This is a genomic window from Orrella marina (assembly GCF_003058465.1).
Lineage (GTDB): Bacteria > Pseudomonadota > Gammaproteobacteria > Burkholderiales > Burkholderiaceae_B > Algicoccus > Algicoccus marinus.
Genome location: NZ_CP028901.1, coordinates 1,204,982 through 1,221,420, shown reverse-complemented (window position 1 = coordinate 1,221,420; position 16,439 = coordinate 1,204,982). Strand labels below are relative to the sequence as shown.

Genomic DNA, 16,439 nt, shown 5'->3' with positions numbered 1-16,439 from the left:
CATTATCCTAGCGTTGGCTGCGTTGAGCGATGACCTTGGTCAAAGCATCGGCAAGTTCCGAGTGTCCGTGATCCCGGGCAGTGGATACCGCGTTGTCGCCATTGATATTAATGGCCGCCGGATCAGCTCCAGCATCAAGCAGTGCCTGAACCGCATCAACGCTTCCTGTGCGGGCCGCCATCATGATGGGACTGGTGCCATCTGGTGCTGGTGCATTAGGCATAGCGCCCTGCTGGAGCAGATACTTCACGACGTCGGTGTGGCCCTTGGATGCGGCATAGTGCAAAGGTGTCCAGCCGAGGTGGTTGACCTGGGCGCCTTTGGCGATCAGTCGCTTGACGCGGTCCAGATCTCCCACGATGCTGACATACATAAGCGGTGTTTCCTGGTAGCCGTTCATGATGTTGATGTCGGCTCCGGGATAGTCAAGCACCAGATCGAACACAGCCCAGGCATTGTCCCGCACGGCCTGCATCAGGAGCGGATTGCCAATCTCGGTTCGGGTGTTAGGGTCAACTCCCTGGTCCAGCAGGGATTTGACGTAGCCATCACGGTCGTTTTGAACGTAAATCCAAAAGTCCTCCCGATTCTGCGATTGCGCACTGAAATGCCATCCTGAAATCAGGATAAAAAACATTAAAAATAAATACTTATATTGATTTTTTAATGTATCTTGTTTCATGTGATTTCTTTAATGTTATTTGCTCGCAATGGCTGGTACGCTACTGATGTTTCAGCTGATTGCTGTGAGCTCTATTAGTTGCTAACTTGCTTTAGGAATATCTTTTATCTTATTGAATAAATTGTAAAAATTATCAGTTGTCTGTTTGGCAACCTGATCAAACGATACTTCTTTGAGTTCAGCGATTTTCTCGGCGACATGTGCGACCAGCGAGGGGTCGTTGCGTTTGCCGCGATGCGGCACAGGCGCCAGGTATGGTGAGTCCGTTTCGATCAGAATACGTTCCAGCGGCAACTGTCTGGCTGTCTCCTGCAGGTCTTTTGCGTTCTTGAAAGTCACGATACCAGAGAAAGAGATGTAAAAGCCCATTTCGATGCTTGCGCGCGCCATCTCCAGACTTTCGGTAAAGCAATGCATGACCCCGCCGACCTCAGCCGCATTTTCCTCCTGAAGGATGCGGATGGTGTCTTCACGGGCCTCTCGGGTGTGGATGATCAATGGAAGTCCGGTTTCTCTCGCGGCACGGATGTGCGTGCGAAAGCGATCCCGCTGCCAGGTCAGATCACCTTTGATTCGAAAGTAGTCTAGTCCTGTTTCCCCGATTGCCACCACTTTCGGGTGCTGGCTGCGACTGACAAGGTCCTCGACCGTTGGTTCGACCTCCTCTTCGTAATCCGGGTGTACACCTACCGATCCGTATAGCGTAGGCTCGTGTTCCACCATACTCATCATGGCCGGCCAGTCCGGCAGGTTGACGCTTACGCAAAGCGCACGATGTACGCGATTGGTGTGCATGCGTTGAGCAATATCGGAATAGTCTTCACGGAGGCCTTCAAAGTTGACGTGGCAGTGTGAGTCGATCAGGATGGTCATGTCGGTCAGGTTACTCAGTTGGCTGGTAAAGAATCAGCTAAATTCAGAATCAGAGAAATCAATAAAGGAAAGCAGGCAGCAATGTATCAGATGCGCCTCGGAAACGTTAAATCACCGCGACTACAGGCAAATCGTCCGATGCTGCTGCGAATGATGGCGCCCCTTGAACTGTCAACATGATACTCGGCGCGAAGCAGATCCGTGTCGTACAGTAATCATCCAGAATGCGCTCGCCTGCTGGCTGTGCTGGTGTCTCTGGATTTGCTGTGTTTTATGAGACGTCGCTAAATGCCAGAGGATGCAAGGAAGTAGATGTCCCACCAGAAGGGTGTGAACGTCAGACTGTCACTACTTTTTGCAGACATGCCTGCGCGAATAGTTTGGCGTTTAACGGATGGTGGCCCAGCGGGATCTGGCTGGTGATCCAGTGCTCGATCGCTGTCCATTGAGTCAGGGTGCGCTGCCGGCCAAGTCTGCCAAGCTCTGTTTCAAGCCCGACAAAATACCGCGGTTTCAGACCAGCACAGGTGAGTGAGACGTCTATGCATAGTCGCTGCAGATCGGCCAGCCAGCGATAGGCGGGCTCTTTGCTGAGATTCTCGGCAATTTCTGTGACAGGAACTGCATTTTGCTGCGCCATGTCCCGCACCATCTGTCCCAGCCACCCGGCATAGGGTTCGGGTTGATTCTGCGATAGCTCGAGTGCTCTCAACGGGGCGCCACCGGCGACGGCCAGCCACTGCTCCGAATCCTTGAGACCTTGCTGTGTCAGCCAGGCAGTGGATGCAGCAGCGTCCGGGAGTGGCAGTTTCATCTTCTGACACCTGGAAAGAATTGTCGGCAAAAGTCGATCTGGTGAGTCAGATATCAATAAAAACAACGTACTTTCCGGGGGTTCTTCAAGTGCTTTGAGAAGTGCGTTGGCACTTTCTGCCATCATGCTTTCGGCAGGATACAACAACACGATCCGCCAGCCAGCCCGGTGCGTGGTTCGGTGATACCACGGCTCGAGTAAGCGGATTTGCTCAACCTTGATGATCTCCGATGGCCTGGCGCTATTGCTACGGCTTGCCGCAGCGCTGTCTGCTTCTGTTCTTTGATAAATCCCTTCTTCAAGCTCCTGAGCCTCTGGTCTGACGCGCATCAGATCTGGATGGTTGCCCAGTCTGACCCACAGGCAAGCCTGGCACTGGCCGCAAGCCAGGTGGTCGACAGGTTGTTCGCAAAGCAGACTGGTTGCCAGCGCGAGACCGAACTGCCGCTTTCCAATACCCGTCTGGCCGTGTATGAGCCAGGCGTGCGCAAGCTTGTCGCCTCGCTTGATCCAGGGCGTTGCAATGTCGACCTGCCACGGCAGGAACGCGGGAATTGCGGCGGTCAAGTCGTGCGCTCCTGCCACCGGGCAACCAGTTGCTCAAGATCGGCCTTGAGATCCTCGCGGATAGCGGTGATTGACTGACTCGCATCGACGACCATGAAGCGTTCAGGGGACTGCGTCACTAGTTGATGGTAGCCACCCCTTGTGCGAGTGAAGAATTCGGCACCCTCGCGCTCGAACCGGTCGAGGTCGCGGCTAGCGGCCAGGCGTTCGCGGGCAATACCCAGATCGAGGTCGAACAACCAGGTGCGGTCTGGTTCCAAATCGGGATGAACCCATTTCTGGAGTGCAGTCACTCGGTCGACCCCAAGTTCTCTGCCAGCCCCCTGGTACGCATAGGTGGCATCTGTGAAACGATCGCAGACAACCCAGGTTCCGCGGGCCAGCGCGGGTTCGATCACGGTCCGCAGGTGTTCGCAGCGAGCCGCAAACATCAACAGTGTCTCGGTTTCGAGGTGCATGGGTTCAGCTAGCAGTATCTCGCGCAGGCGCTCACCGAGCGGCGTGCCACCCGGTTCCCTGGTCAATAGCACATGTATGTCCTGGGCACGCAGATACTCCGCCATCCACTCAAGATGGGTGCTTTTGCCGGCGCCATCGACACCTTCAAGTGTCAGAAACTTTCCTTTAGGTGTCATGTCACTTGCCCAGTATGTATTTGGCGACGTTGCGATTGTGCTGTCGAAGGTCCTTTGCGAACTCGCTGGTGCCATCACCACGTGCAACAAAATAGTAGAAATCGTGCGACTCGGGGTGGAGCGCAGCCTCAAGTGATGCCCGACTGACGGCCGCAATTGGAGTGGGTGGCAGCCCTGGGCGCGTATAGGTGTTCCAGGGGGTGTCACGCTGCAGATCCGCGCGTCGGATTCTGCCCTCATACCGATCGCCCATGCCGTAAATCACGGTCGGATCGGTCTGTAGCGGCATACCCACGTTGAGCCGGTTGATGAACACGCCGGCAATGCGAGCCCTTTCACCGTGAAATCCTGTTTCTTTCTCGACGATTGAGGCAAGAATCAAGGCCTCATAAGGCGATTTGAGAGGCAGGTCAGGTGCCCTGTTCTCCCATGCTTTCTGCAGCGCATCCTGCTGGGCCTTGAGCGCCTGTCGCAGAATCTCTTCATCTGTTGATCCGACCGGAAACACATATGTGTCGGGAAAAAGCAAGCCTTCGACATGTTCGGTGTCCAGGCCGAGCCGCTTGGCCAGCGCCTTCTGGTCGTGCAAGGTCACAGGATCGATGGTTGTCTCGATGTCGGGGTGGTTTGCCAGTGCCTGCGCGATCTGCGGGACAGTCCAGCCCTCAATGAGGGCGACCTGTCTCTGCGTGACTTCTCCTCGTGCCATCTTGTCGAGAACCTGCCACAGGCTGTCACCCGTCTGGATCTGGTAACCACCTGCCTTGATCAGGCGATCCTTCTCGGTCAGCCTGGCCAGCAGAATAAAGGATTCGCGTGGCATGTTGATCCCCTGACGAATCATCTCGTCGGCAATCACGCCCGGGCCTGATCCGCTGTAGACGCGGATGTCCACTTCCGGTTTTGGTAAATCAAGTGGCTTGTTGACCCAGTGCCACGAAAAGGCAGCGACGCCGCCTGCGGCCAGTACGGCAAGCAGCAGTATCCAGAACAGCATTTTAAAAAGCCAGCGCATCGGGCGTGTGTTCTCCTCGTTCGACCCCGTGAGTTTAATGGAACCCCGAGGTGTCCGGTCCCAAATCCGTACAAATTTGGCAACTGCCAGCCATGTTTCAGGATGGTGCGCAGTAACGCTCAAAGACCAGCTGTCAATGCTTATGGCCTGGTGTCACAGATTCAGGTCTTTCGCTGGGGCTTCGCAACCCCAGTCGGGCTGATTCCGGATCATCCTGCTTGCGGATACTCTCCCGACTTGTGGGCAATCGATACCCGCCCCTCTTGACACTGCTGCTATACCGGGCGATATGGATTTGCGTTGCTATCATAGGCCGAAGATACAGTGCGAGAAACACAGTGCGAGAAAATCGGGCGTCGAAGTTCAGGCAGGCAGGGGCACTGTTGAGTTGAGACAGCTGTGGTCGAGCAGACAGTCAGTGCCGCCAGCACAGGTCTGATTTTGTCATGACTCATTTGTGTCTGACGCGCGCTCCGGTTTGAACGCTTGATGCGTGTTTCTAGCCGATGTTTACATATCAACCTTAATACTGGGAATAACAGTCCATGATCGCAACAGATGGTGCTATTGATCTTTATCCTTGCAACGAGCTGGCTTGTCTGGAGATCACCGGACAAGACAGTGTGAGTTTCCTGCAGTCTCAGTTGACCCAGGATGTTCAACTGTTGAGTCAGGGGCGTGCGGCGCTCACCGGCTATTGCTCGGCCCAGGGGCGACTGCTTGCGAGCATGGTCCTCGTGCCTACAGATAACCCACAGACCATGCTGGCGCTGGTTCGGCAGGATCTGCTGGAAGGTCTCGTCAAAAGATTGCGCATGTTCGTCCTGAGGAGCAAAGTGGTCTTGCAAGTGCGCGATGACCTCAGGGTCTGGGGTCTCGTGGCCGATGCGCAATCGGAGTTTGAATGCCCGCAAGCCATCTGGGGTGTCAGTTCTGTTTCGGTCGGCCTGCTGGTTCGTGCCCCCTCTTCTGGCACCCATCAAACCCGTTGCTGGTTGATCTCGTCTGTCGCATCAACGGTCGGGGCGGATGATCAAACTGACTCCGATCCTCGGTCGGCAGCGCCTGCCATCGCCGGATCGGTTCTGCATCAGGATGCGGCTTCGTGGAATGTGCAGGACATTCTCGCGGGTCTTCCCTGGATTGCAGAAGCAACCAAGGACCTCTTCATTCCCCAGACAGTCAATCTGGATTTGATCGACGGTGTGAGTTTTTCCAAGGGCTGCTATCCCGGGCAGGAAGTTGTTGCGCGGGCCCACTACCGCGCCAAGGTCAAACGGCGCATGCATGTCGCCAGGGTGAGTGGCACGGCAGAGATTTTGCCTGCATCAGATGTGTTTGTCGGCGCGAATCCAGATGATCCTGTCGGTCGTGTGATTCAGGTGGCGCGTGAGGAGGATATGACCTACATTCTGTTTGATGCACCATTCAAGGTGTTGTCTGAGGGTGGTCTGGTTGCAGGAGAGGCTGCAGGCCCTGTAATAGAGTTGCAAGCCTTGCCTTACTCCATTGAGGAAACAGGGGGCTGAAGGGGTTGTTCAGGATCCGTTATCGTGACGCATGGTTGCGATACTCGATAGCAGTACTGGAGCGTGACACCGTCTGGTGATTGATCTTCAGTGCCTTGGCAGAGAATCGTAAAAGGGGCGATCCGATGGGATCGCCCCTTTTTCCGGGCCTTGAACCTTGGGCCTTTGGGTCTGAATCGAATTTCAGTCAGGCTTGACTGAATGAGTGGATTCAGCGCCCCAGTCCTGCAAGTGGGTGCGCTGGGTCATCGATGGACAGTGAGAAGTAAGGTTTCGCCCAGTCGCCGGCCGTCTCGGCCAGTGTGGCAGGTTGCCATTTCGGGTTTCTGTCCTTGTCGATCAGGACTGCACGAATACCTTCCTGGAAATTGCCGCGGGCAGCACATTCGATAGCGACACCGTATTCAATCCGGAATATTTCTGCCAGCGAAAGGTGCCGTGCCTGGCGCAGCAGCAGCCATGACAGTCTGGCCGTCGCAGGACATCCCTTTTGATACGTCTGCGAGGCCTTGGTGAGCCAGGGGTCCTCGTGAGTGCCAAGTTCGACCAGGTTGGCTGCGATTTGCTCGAGATCATAGCCTTGGCAGGCACGGTCGATCAGTTCCCGATTCTTCTGGAGTGGGCCTGGCTGCAGCTCAAGCCTGGGCAGAGCGTGAATAACATCTGTCACCCCCTGAAAATCTCGCTCATCGCGCTTCCATGGCGCAGCTTTGAGTGAGGCAACAAGACCCTCCCACTGATCACGTGCGACCGCATGGTCGGCCATGCTTGTATAAATCGCATCGGATGCACCAATCAAAGCACCCGTCAGGGCCAGGAACAGTCCGGTCTGCCCAGGGCAACGCGACAGTAACCACGATCCACCAACATCAGGGAAAAGACCGATATTGATCTCCGGCATGGCAAGCCTGGACGTATCGGTCACGATACGGTGGCTTGCACCTGCCATCAAACCCATGCCACCGCCCATGACAATACCGTCTCCCCAGCAAATGATGGGCTTGCTGTAGGTGTGGATCAGATAGTCCAGTGCATACTCTTCCGAAAAGAAGTCACATGCATACTGGTTTGCACTGGCGGGCTGGCCCTTATGCTCGATCATCTCATGGTACAGACCGTGCAGGTCACCGCCTGCACAAAATGCCTTTTCTCCGGCGCCTTTGAATATGACTGCCACGACGTCATCGCGCTCGGCCCAGTCTTTGAGTGCCTTGTCCAGTAGTCGGGTCATGTCCAGGGACAGGCCGTTCAGGGTCTGTGGACGATTCAGGGTAGCAACCCCGATAAGGCTGCCGTCAGCGCACGACAGAGTTTCAACCAGCAGGCTGTCATCAACCTGGTCAGCGACGTGATCGTTCATTGGATACCTCTCCTCTCAATAGTTTTTCACGGCGATGCTGAGCTCGCCGGCGTCTGGATTCTTTGGGATCAAACACCAGGGGACGGTAGATCTCGACCCGGTCCAGATCTTTCAACTGCGTGTCCGGACTGCAACGTTCGCCAAACAGGCCGACACCTGCTGTGATCCAGTCCACCTGAGGGTGTTCCCGTTCAAAGCCACTTGCCCGGACCGCATCTGCAATGCAGGCGCCATCCGGTAGCTGACAGGTCTTATACCAGATTGCCTTGCTTGACGTGGCATAGCAGACGTCCACACGGATACCGTGCCTTTGGTGGTTCGCGTCTGATGCGTGATGGTTGTCTGATGTCACGAATGCCCGTAGCAGGACTCGGCCCGCTTGGTAAATGAGTCGATGAAACTCGATGCAATCCGGTTAAAGACCGGGCCGACGAGCTTTTCGAGTGTTCGACTTGAAAACTCATAATTGAGCGTGAAGTGAACCTTGCAGGCATCGTCACCCAGGCGGATGAATTCCCAGCGCCCTTTGAGCGCAGAAAAAGGACCATCCACCAGATTCAGTTCGATCAGACGCGGGTAGTCGTGATGATTCTGGGTCGTGAATGTCTGCCGGATACCGGCCAGGGCAATTGTGACCGACGCACGCATGCCTTGCTCATTCTGATCATGGATGACTGCCCCGCCGCACCAAGGCATGAATTCAGGGTATTTGTCGACGCCCGCAACCAGGTCAAACATCTGTGCGTCGCTAAAAGGAACCAGTACTGACCGCTCAATAGAGTGCATCTCAATTCACAAATCGCTAGAATGGGAAGATTTTAACGTTTCAAGCAAAAACTGACATGAGCATCATCGATAACCGCAAAGCGTTTCATGACTACTTCATTGAGGAGCGGTTCGAAGCCGGCATGGTGTTGCAGGGATGGGAAGTCAAAGCCATTCGTGCCGGGCGGGCTCAGATCAAGGAAAGTTACGTCGTCATCCTCGACGCAGAACTGTGGCTGCTCGGTATGCACATCAGTCCGCTGGCCTCGACTTCCACGCATACGATTCCTGACGCCACTCGAACCAGGAAGTTGCTGCTCAAGGCCGAGGAGATCAGCAAACTCATTGGCAAGGTCGAGCAACGTGGCTACGCGCTGATACCGCTGAACATGCATTTTCGTAACGGGCGAATCAAGCTGGAAATCGGGCTCGGGCGCGGCAAGAAGCAGCACGACAAGCGTAACACTGAGCGCGACAAGGACTGGGCACGTGAGCGCGAGCGCATTATGAAGCATGACACCCGCAGTAAGCCAGGGACAGACTGAGACCCCAGGCCAGGCAACTCACTCCTGACATGATCAGGGCCATCCGCATGGATGGCCCTGATATCTTGCTTGCTGCCCGGTCAGCCAGGAACTGGACTGACTATGGCAGGTTACGTCTTTACTTTGCAGCCAGACCTTTCCAGGTTTCAACCACGGTGTCCGGATTCAGCGAGATCGAGAGAATGCCCTGGTCCTGCAGCCACTTCGCGAAGTCAGCGTGATCACTGGGCCCCTGACCGCAGATACCAACATATTTCCCGGCCTTCAGGCAAGCCTGGATGGCTCGGCGCAACATGAACTTGACAGCGTCATCGCGTTCATCGAAGTCAGCAGCGAGCAGCTCCATGCCAGAATCCCGGTCCAGGCCCAGAGTGAGCTGGGTCATGTCGTTCGAGCCAATGGAGAATCCGTCGAAGTATTCGAGAAACTCGTCGGCCAGAATGGCGTTGGATGGCACTTCGCACATCATGATGATGCGCAGTCCGTTGCTACCACGTGCCAGGCCGTGTTCTGCGAGTAGTTCTGTCACTCGCCTGGCCTGGTTGACGGTGCGAACGAACGGGACCATGATTTCCATGTTGGTCAGGCCCATTTCGTTGCGTACCTTGCGAACCGCCTCGCACTCCATCCGGAAGCATTCTGCAAAATCGTCTGCGAGGTAGCGTGATGCACCTCTAAAGCCTAGCATGGGGTTTTCTTCCTCGGGCTCGTAACGCGAACCACCGACCAGTTTGCGATACTCGTTCGACTTGAAGTCTGACAGACGCACGATGACCGATTTAGGTGCGAACGCTGCCGCAATGGTGGCCATTCCCTCGGCAAGCTTGTCGACAAAGAACGATCTGGGGCTGGCATGGCCGCGGGCTGCAGACTCGACTGCCATCTTGAGCTCAGGGTCGACATTCGGATAGTCCAGAACTGCCTTGGGGTGAATGCCGATATTATTGTTGATGATGAACTCGAGACGAGCCAGGCCGACACCTTCATTTGGAATCTGTGCGAAATCAAATGCCAGCTGGGGGTTACCCACGTTCATCATGATTTTCAGGTCGATGGGGGGCATTTCGCCACGGCGAACCTCTTCGACCTCAGTCTCGATCAGCCCGTCGTAGATCCGGCCCTCATCACCTTCAGCGCAGGATACCGTGACCGACTGACCATCATTCAGAACATCAGTCGCATCTGCACAACCAACCACAGCCGGAATGCCCAGTTCACGCGCAATGATCGCTGCGTGGCAGGTTCTGCCCCCACGGTTGGTCACGATTGCCGCTGCGCGCTTCATGACGGGTTCCCAGTTGGGGTCGGTCATATCGGTCACGAGCACATCGCCTGCCTGAACCTTGTCCATCTCGGAGACGTCAGCCACGATACGCACTTTGCCCGCACCGATTTTCTGGCCGATCGCGCGACCCGTGATGAGCACATCACCGGTGGCCTTGAGGCGATAGCGATACTGGACATCGTGCGCGGACTGCTGCGATTTCACTGTTTCAGGGCGGGCCTGCAGGATGTAGATCTTGCCATCGAGCCCGTCACGACCCCATTCGATATCCATCGGACGCTGATAGTGCTTCTCGATGATCACCGCATAGCGGGCCAGTTCGATGATTTCGTCGTCGGTCAGCGAGTAGCGGTTGCGTTCGGAGACGGGGACGTCGATAGTACGTACAGCGTGTCCACTGGTTCGTTCGGCATCAAACTCCATCTTGAGGAGCTTGGAACCGATGCGGCGGCTGACGATCGGGTAATGGCCTTTTTCAAGGGAGGGCTTGAAAACGTAGAACTCGTCAGGGTTGACCGCACCCTGGACGACTGTTTCACCCAGACCGTAGGACGATGTGATGAATACCACGTCTGGAAAGCCAGATTCGGTATCAATCGTGAACATCACACCTGCACTGCCGCAATCCGAACGGACCATGCGCTGGATGCCGGCCGACAGAGCGACTTCAGCGTGCGCGAACCCTTTGTGAACGCGATACGAGATAGCACGATCGTTATACAGCGATGCAAACACCTGGCGGATCTTGTCGATGACATCGTCGATGCCGACAACGTTCAGAAATGTCTCCTGCTGACCAGCAAACGAGGCATCAGGCAAGTCTTCTGCTGTGGCGGAGGAGCGCACGGCAAACGAGCCATTACCGTCCTTGTCAAGTTCGGCAAACGCAGTGCGGATCTCGCGGTCTAGCTGCTCAGGCAGGGGGGCCTCAAGGATCCACTGGCGAATCTGTGACCCGGCTTCGGCGAGTGCGCCCACGTCGTCGGCGTCGAGGCTCAACAGACGATCCTGGATTTTCTTGTCAAGACCGGTTTGCGCCAGAAAGTCCCGAAACGCCTGGGAGGTGGTCGCAAAACCACCTGGGACCCGTACACCGGCATCCGAGAGCTGGCTGATCATTTCGCCAAGCGAGGCGTTTTTACCGCCGACCGAATCAACATCCGTCATCCGGAGCTGATCAAATGGAACAACATATGACATGGAGTTACCTTTTTACAATGGATAGAAAGCGAGTTTGGTCAATGCAGGTTGCGACACTCGCGCTACACTGACCAAACTGGCCTTGACCAGTCGGACTCCAGGTCCCGGAACATGACCGGTCTCCATAAGTGCGAATCGTCTATCTGATTTCTATCTGGTTTGGCGACTCGATTCACTTGCTGGGTTCACTTGTGTGGATACACGCAGGGCCGGACGGTTCTGGTATTTTTGTGCCGTGATTGTACTACCCTCAACACCGGATTCTTGGAACTGATATTGTGAGCGACAAACCGATCAAGCGAACCGTCTTCATCCTCTCTGACGGCACAGGCATTACAGCCGAGACTTTTAGCCATTCAGTCCTTTCCCAGTTCGAGTCAGTCGAGTTCAAACAGGTTCGGGTTCCGTTTATCGATTCGCACGAGAAAGTCGATGATGCGATCCGCCGAATCAATGAGGCAGCCAGCCGCGAGGATGGTCTCCCGATCGCCTTCACCACGTTGGTTAATTCGGAGCTGTCGGCTCGGGTCAAAACAGCCAACGCCATGTTCATGGACCTGTTTGCAGGCTTTGTGGAGCCTCTGGAACAGAATCTGGGTGTAAAGTCTACGCATTCGATCGGCAAGTCGCACAAAGGCGGCACCTCGGTTGAGTATCGCAATCGAATTGACGCGATCAACTACAGCCTGTCACATGACGACGGCCAGTTTGTGAAAGATCTGGCAAAGGCTGATGTCATCCTGATCGGGGTGTCGCGCTGTGGCAAGACACCCACGAGTCTGTATCTGGCTATGCAGTATGGTGTCAAGGCGGCAAACTTTCCGCTGATTCCGGAAGATTTTGAACGAGGCTCACTGCCTTCGACCTTGCATTCATTTCGCCACCGACTGTTTGGGCTGACGATTCAGCCGGATCGTCTGGCAGAAGTCAGGCACGAACGCCGTCCCAACAGCAAATACGCCTCGATCGAGCAGTGTCGCTACGAGGTGATGGAAGCTGAGAGGCTGATGCGCATGGAAAGTATCCCATCCCTGTCTACCACCACCAAGTCAATTGAGGAGATTTCGACGACGGTGCTACAGGAAATCAATCTCGAGCGGCAGATGGTCTACTGAACGGCTTCGCCGCAGGCGTCGGATGTGGGCATTATCTGCCCGTGCGATGCTGACGGGCCTGCTCGAACAGGCACAATGCGGCGGCAGTCGCCACATTTAGCGACTCGACATATTGCTGGTTGTGGTCAATTCTCACTCGATGATCTGCCAGGGACAGCATTTCAGACGAAACCCCCTGCCCTTCGCTTCCGAATATCCAGATTGCTCTGGCTGGTAGTCGCATCGAGAAAAGAGACGTCGCTTCTTCAAGGGTGGTCGCAATGACAGGCAGGCTCGAGGCATTTTCACGGTAAGCCCGCAACCAGTCGGATGCGTCCCGCGTTTCATGGATGTGCAGACCTGCATGAGCCCCTTGGGCGCTTCTGAGCACTTTTGGGGACCAGCACCCCGCTGTACCTGCGTTGGCGATGACGGTCTGGATACCGGCAGCCGCACACGTCCTCAGCAGTGTGCCTACATTGCCAGGATCCTGGATGCCGTCCAGGACCACCGCGCTGCCATGGATGTCAACAGGTATCTCCCGTGCGGGCAGATCGGCCAGCAAGGTCACACCCTGGTGGGACTTCACGTCCGAGAGTGCGTCAAACAGTGAGGTCGATATGACGACCCAGTTGGCCGGGTCGATCTGGTTGCGGATCTGGACGACTTCCGGGTGGTCGAACCTGGTCTGATCAATCAGCAGCCATTTCACCTCAAGCTGATTCTGCAACCAGCTTTGACACAGGTGCGGGCCTTCGAGCCAGACCAGATGTCCAGGCCGTCCAGCATGTGCCTTGTCATGCAACCATTGACGAAACAATGGATTGGCCCGAGACTGGATTTCCTTCACGGGCGGCCCCTTTCCAGTAGCACTCGCACAGGCGCAAAACTGGTGCGATGAGCCAGTGTCGGGCCCAGTTCTCTCAGGCGCTGCAGATGCAGCGCCGTGCCATACCCTTTATGCTGGTCAAATCCGTAGTCGGGGAACGCTTCATGGAGTCGCATCACCGAAGCGTCCCGGGATGTCTTGGCGAGTATCGAGGCCGCGGCAATTGCCTGGACGCTCGAATCACCCTTTATGATTGTTTCACATGCAATATCGAGATCTGGCGCACGATTGCCATCCACCTGCACCAGCGTCAAGGGAACGTTGATCTGCAGGACCGCTCGTTGCATGGCCAGCATGGTCGCCTGCAGGATGTTCAGGGAATCAATCTCTTCTACACTTGCGCTCGCAATGGACCAGGCCAGACTCTGATTGCGAATCTGTTCGGCCAGTTGTTCCCGGCGTTTTGGAGAGAGTTTTTTCGAATCCTTGAGACCTTCAATCGGTCGCTCGGGGTCGAGTACCACGGCGGCAGCAAATACCTCACCAGCCAGCGGGCCTCGGCCGGCTTCGTCTACGCCTGCGATAAACATCAGTTCTGACATGTCAACAACTCAACCACAGCCTGCCCGGCCTTTTGCGCGGTATTGCGGCGCAAGATCTGGTGCAGATCCTCAAACTGGCTGCGAATGTGTGCTTTGCGCGATTCGTCTCGCCAGAGACTGTCTAGCTCCCTGAACAGATTGTCCGGGGTGGCCTGCTCCTGGAGGAGTTCCGGTACGACAAATTCGCGGCTTAGCACGTTGGGCAGGCCCACCCAGGGGACACTAGGTCCCGTCTGGCCGGACTTGAACGCCATGATACGTCGCATCATTCCCGACAGAATGTAGCTGATGACCATAGGGCGCTTGAACAGCGCGGTTTCGAGTGTGGCAGTCCCGCTGGCAACCAGTGCTACATCGCAAGCCGCCATGGCTTGCCATGAGACGGGCCATTGTTCGCGCGACTGTATGCCGCTAGCCTGGATGATGCGCAGATTCGGCACCGGGTAGCGGGCGAGAAAAGCTTCGAATTCCTGCCTGCGGACCTGATTCACCATGGGCACCAGAAAACATGTTCCGGGCTCTTTCTGGGCAAATCGTGCTGCTGCCTGCAGAAAAACCGGGCTGAGCAGGCGGATCTCTGAGGAGCGACTGCCAGGCAGAATCGCCACGACCGGGGTGTCGGCATCAATGCCCAGGCTCTCCCGTACGCCTGCGCGGTCCGGTTCGGTTGGAATGGCATCAGCGAGCGGGTGGCCGACATAAGTGACCGGAATACCCTCTTTCTCATAAATCTCGACTTCGAATGGGAATAGCACCAGCATATGTGAAACGGCGCGACGGATCTGATGGATACGCTCGTAACGCCAGGCCCAGATGGACGGTCCCACAAAATGTACAGTTGGCACGCCTTGCGCGCGCAACTTCTCCTCAAGTCTCAAGTTGAAGTCGGGTGCATCCACGCCCAGAAAGAGCGCTGGTGGGGTCAGTTTCCAGCGCTTCGCCACGTCGTTGTAGATCCTGATCAGACGTGGCAGGGATCTCAGGGCATCTACATACCCAAATACCGAAAGCGCTGCCATGGGATGCCAGATCTGCATGCCGCTTTGCTCAAGTGCCGGACCACCGATCCCCTGAACCACCAGATCAGGTATACGTTCCTGCACTCCCTGCAACAGTCGGGATGCAATCAGATCCCCTGACGGCTCTCCCGCAACCAGACCAATGGGGGTCATGAGCGGATGATGCCCCGGTCACTTGCATCCAGAAACTGTACCAGCCTCTGGATGGCATTGGCCACCGCCGGCTCGTCAGTCAGGCGCTGGACCAGTTGTTCGCGGGCTTCGACAATAGACAGGCCACGTCTGTAGATAATCTTGTAGGCATCTCGAAGGGCAGAAACCTCCTCCGAAGAAAAGCCTCTGCGCTTCAAGCCTTCAACGTTGATGCCGACCGGGATGCAGGGGTTGCCCGAAGCCATTACGTATGGGGGTACATCCTTGTGAACGGCACTCGATCCACCGACCATGGCGTGTGCGCCCACCTTTCCAAACTGATGAATTGCCGCGAGACCCCCGATAATGGCCCAGTCACCGATGTGAACGTGTCCGCCCATCTGTACGCCATTGGCCAGTATGGCCTGGTTACCGATCTGACAGTCATGTGCCACGTGGACGTATGCCATCACCCAGTTGTCTGAGCCCAGTCGGGTCACTCCGACATCCTGAACAGTCCCGGTGTTGAAAGTGACATACTCCCGCACCATGTTCCGGTCGCCGATTTCCAGGCGGGTGGGCTCGTTGGCGTACTTCTTGTCCTGCGGCATGCCGCCGATCGAGCAGAAGCGGTAAAAAACGTTGTCTTCCCCGATGCGAGTGTGACCGTCGATCATGCAGTGCGGACCTACCTGGGTTCTGGCACCAATATGGACGTTCGGGCCGACGATGCTAAACGCGCCAATAGAGACGCCATCCTCGAGAATGGCTTTGGGGTCGACAATTGCGCTAGGGTGAATCGTTACAGCCATCAGGCACTCATCGGTCGAATTGCACACATCAGCTTGGCTTCAGCGGCCACCTGACCATCCACCTTGGCAACTGCAGCATATTTGCAGATCGTTCGGCTCAGCCGCTCAGCGACGACTTCCAGGTGCAACTGGTCTCCAGGTACGACCGGACGACGGAAGCGGGCACCATCAATACCGACAAAGTAGTAAAGCACTTCTTCGTCACTGGGCTTGAGACCGGTTTCATCGGCAAATGAAAAAATCGCTGCAGCCTGAGCGAGCGCTTCCAGGATCAATACACCCGGCATCACCGGATAGTGCGGGAAATGGCCTGAAAAAAATGGTTCGTTGATCGAGACATTCTTGAGCGCCACGATGGACTTTCCGGGCACCATGTCCACCACTCGGTCGATCAGCAACATCGGATAACGGTGAGGAATGCGGTCGAGGATGGCTTTGATATCTAGTTGCATGAAGGTTCCTGAAGCGAAGGAAGATCGGTTCTAGACCGGTATTGTATTGAAATTGATCCAACGTGGCGCTGAATCGTCGCGCTGGATTCGGATACTGGCGTAGCGCGTGCACTCATTCGCCTGGATCAAATCTTTTTCTGGGTGATGCAGTGCATGGTGTCGAAGGCAGTTCGCCACCAAGCTGGGAATTCGAAAAGCCGGGGGCGGATGACTGGCACGAGTTCCGGGG

At 55.9% G+C, this 16,439-nt stretch carries 17 protein-coding genes; 3 read left to right on the top strand and 14 right to left on the bottom strand.

The window, feature by feature from the left end; all coding sequences use genetic code 11:
• Window positions 1-7: 7 nt before the first annotated feature.
• The 5 genes from DBV39_RS05430 to mltG all read right to left on the bottom strand — a co-directional run bounded on the left by DBV39_RS05430 (window position 8) and on the right by mltG (window position 4,586).
• Window positions 8-637, bottom strand: coding sequence for an ankyrin repeat domain-containing protein (locus DBV39_RS05430; protein ID WP_159078818.1), 630 nt, complete (start codon window positions 635-637; stop codon window positions 8-10).
• 126 nt (window positions 638-763) lie between these two features.
• Entirely contained in the window at window positions 764-1,549 is a 786-nt protein-coding gene (locus DBV39_RS05425) for a TatD family hydrolase (protein WP_108623110.1), read from the bottom strand.
• Window positions 1,550-1,892: 343 nt separating this feature from the next.
• Complete coding sequence (holB, locus tag DBV39_RS05420; RefSeq protein ID WP_159078817.1) at window positions 1,893-2,936, bottom strand: DNA polymerase III subunit delta'; 1,044 nt, start codon at window positions 2,934-2,936, stop codon at window positions 1,893-1,895.
• Entirely contained in the window at window positions 2,933-3,571 is a 639-nt protein-coding gene (gene tmk, locus DBV39_RS05415; protein ID WP_108620668.1) for a dTMP kinase, read from the bottom strand. Before tmk ends, holB begins: the two co-directional genes overlap by 4 nt.
• A gap of 1 nt (window position 3,572) precedes the next feature.
• A complete protein-coding gene (gene mltG, locus DBV39_RS05410) occupies window positions 3,573-4,586 on the bottom strand; it encodes an endolytic transglycosylase MltG (protein WP_108620667.1) in 1,014 nt (337 codons plus the stop codon).
• 545 nt (window positions 4,587-5,131) lie between these two features.
• Here mltG and ygfZ point away from each other — a divergent pair.
• Complete coding sequence (gene ygfZ, locus DBV39_RS05405) at window positions 5,132-6,115, top strand: CAF17-like 4Fe-4S cluster assembly/insertion protein YgfZ (RefSeq protein ID WP_108620666.1); 984 nt, start codon at window positions 5,132-5,134, stop codon at window positions 6,113-6,115.
• Between the two features lie 211 nt (window positions 6,116-6,326).
• On the opposite strand, the gene DBV39_RS05400 is transcribed toward ygfZ, so the two are convergent.
• Genes DBV39_RS05400 through DBV39_RS05390 form a run of 3 tightly spaced genes read right to left on the bottom strand, consistent with a single transcriptional unit; the run spans window position 6,327 to window position 8,261 of the window.
• Window positions 6,327-7,475, bottom strand: coding sequence for an enoyl-CoA hydratase/isomerase family protein (locus DBV39_RS05400; protein ID WP_108620665.1), 1,149 nt, complete (start codon window positions 7,473-7,475; stop codon window positions 6,327-6,329).
• Complete coding sequence (locus DBV39_RS05395; RefSeq protein ID WP_227870827.1) at window positions 7,456-7,827, bottom strand: RnfH family protein; 372 nt, start codon at window positions 7,825-7,827, stop codon at window positions 7,456-7,458. The genes DBV39_RS05400 and DBV39_RS05395 overlap by 20 nt, the downstream gene beginning before the upstream one ends.
• Window positions 7,824-8,261, bottom strand: a complete 438-nt coding sequence (locus DBV39_RS05390) for a type II toxin-antitoxin system RatA family toxin (protein WP_108620664.1) — start codon at window positions 8,259-8,261, stop codon at window positions 7,824-7,826. Before DBV39_RS05390 ends, DBV39_RS05395 begins: the two co-directional genes overlap by 4 nt.
• A 56-nt stretch (window positions 8,262-8,317) precedes the next feature.
• On the opposite strand from DBV39_RS05390, the gene smpB reads away from it, so the two are divergent.
• Entirely contained in the window at window positions 8,318-8,785 is a 468-nt protein-coding gene (gene smpB / locus DBV39_RS05385) for an SsrA-binding protein SmpB (RefSeq protein WP_108620663.1), read from the top strand.
• Window positions 8,786-8,903: 118 nt separating this feature from the next.
• Here smpB and ppsA read toward each other — a convergent pair whose 3' ends face one another.
• Window positions 8,904-11,270 (bottom strand): phosphoenolpyruvate synthase, encoded by a 2,367-nt coding sequence (gene ppsA, locus DBV39_RS05380; RefSeq protein WP_108620662.1) that lies wholly within the window; start codon window positions 11,268-11,270, stop codon window positions 8,904-8,906.
• Window positions 11,271-11,548: 278 nt separating this feature from the next.
• Here ppsA and ppsR point away from each other — a divergent pair, with 278 nt between their 5' ends.
• Window positions 11,549-12,385, top strand: a complete 837-nt coding sequence (gene ppsR / locus DBV39_RS05375; RefSeq protein WP_108623108.1) for a posphoenolpyruvate synthetase regulatory kinase/phosphorylase PpsR — start codon at window positions 11,549-11,551, stop codon at window positions 12,383-12,385.
• A 31-nt stretch (window positions 12,386-12,416) separates the two neighbouring features.
• Here the strand turns inward: ppsR and DBV39_RS05370 are convergent, their stop codons facing one another.
• From DBV39_RS05370 to fabZ, 5 genes are read right to left on the bottom strand one after another with little or no spacing between them, the layout of a single operon-like run.
• Window positions 12,417-13,214 carry a TrmH family RNA methyltransferase gene (locus DBV39_RS05370; RefSeq protein WP_108620661.1) on the bottom strand — a complete coding sequence of 266 codons (798 nt, stop codon included), beginning with the start codon at window positions 13,212-13,214 and terminating at the stop codon, window positions 12,417-12,419.
• Window positions 13,211-13,795 (bottom strand): ribonuclease HII, encoded by a 585-nt coding sequence (rnhB, locus tag DBV39_RS05365; protein WP_108620660.1) that lies wholly within the window; start codon window positions 13,793-13,795, stop codon window positions 13,211-13,213. Before rnhB ends, DBV39_RS05370 begins: the two co-directional genes overlap by 4 nt.
• On the bottom strand, window positions 13,783-14,967 hold the full coding sequence (lpxB, locus tag DBV39_RS05360; RefSeq protein ID WP_108620659.1) for a lipid-A-disaccharide synthase: 1,185 nt from the start codon (window positions 14,965-14,967) through the stop codon (window positions 13,783-13,785). The genes rnhB and lpxB overlap by 13 nt, the downstream gene beginning before the upstream one ends.
• Window positions 14,964-15,758 (bottom strand): acyl-ACP--UDP-N-acetylglucosamine O-acyltransferase, encoded by a 795-nt coding sequence (lpxA, locus tag DBV39_RS05355; RefSeq protein ID WP_108620658.1) that lies wholly within the window; start codon window positions 15,756-15,758, stop codon window positions 14,964-14,966. Before lpxA ends, lpxB begins: the two co-directional genes overlap by 4 nt.
• Complete coding sequence (gene fabZ / locus DBV39_RS05350; protein ID WP_108620657.1) at window positions 15,758-16,210, bottom strand: 3-hydroxyacyl-ACP dehydratase FabZ; 453 nt, start codon at window positions 16,208-16,210, stop codon at window positions 15,758-15,760. The genes lpxA and fabZ overlap by 1 nt, the downstream gene beginning before the upstream one ends.
• Window positions 16,211-16,439 lie beyond the last annotated feature (229 nt).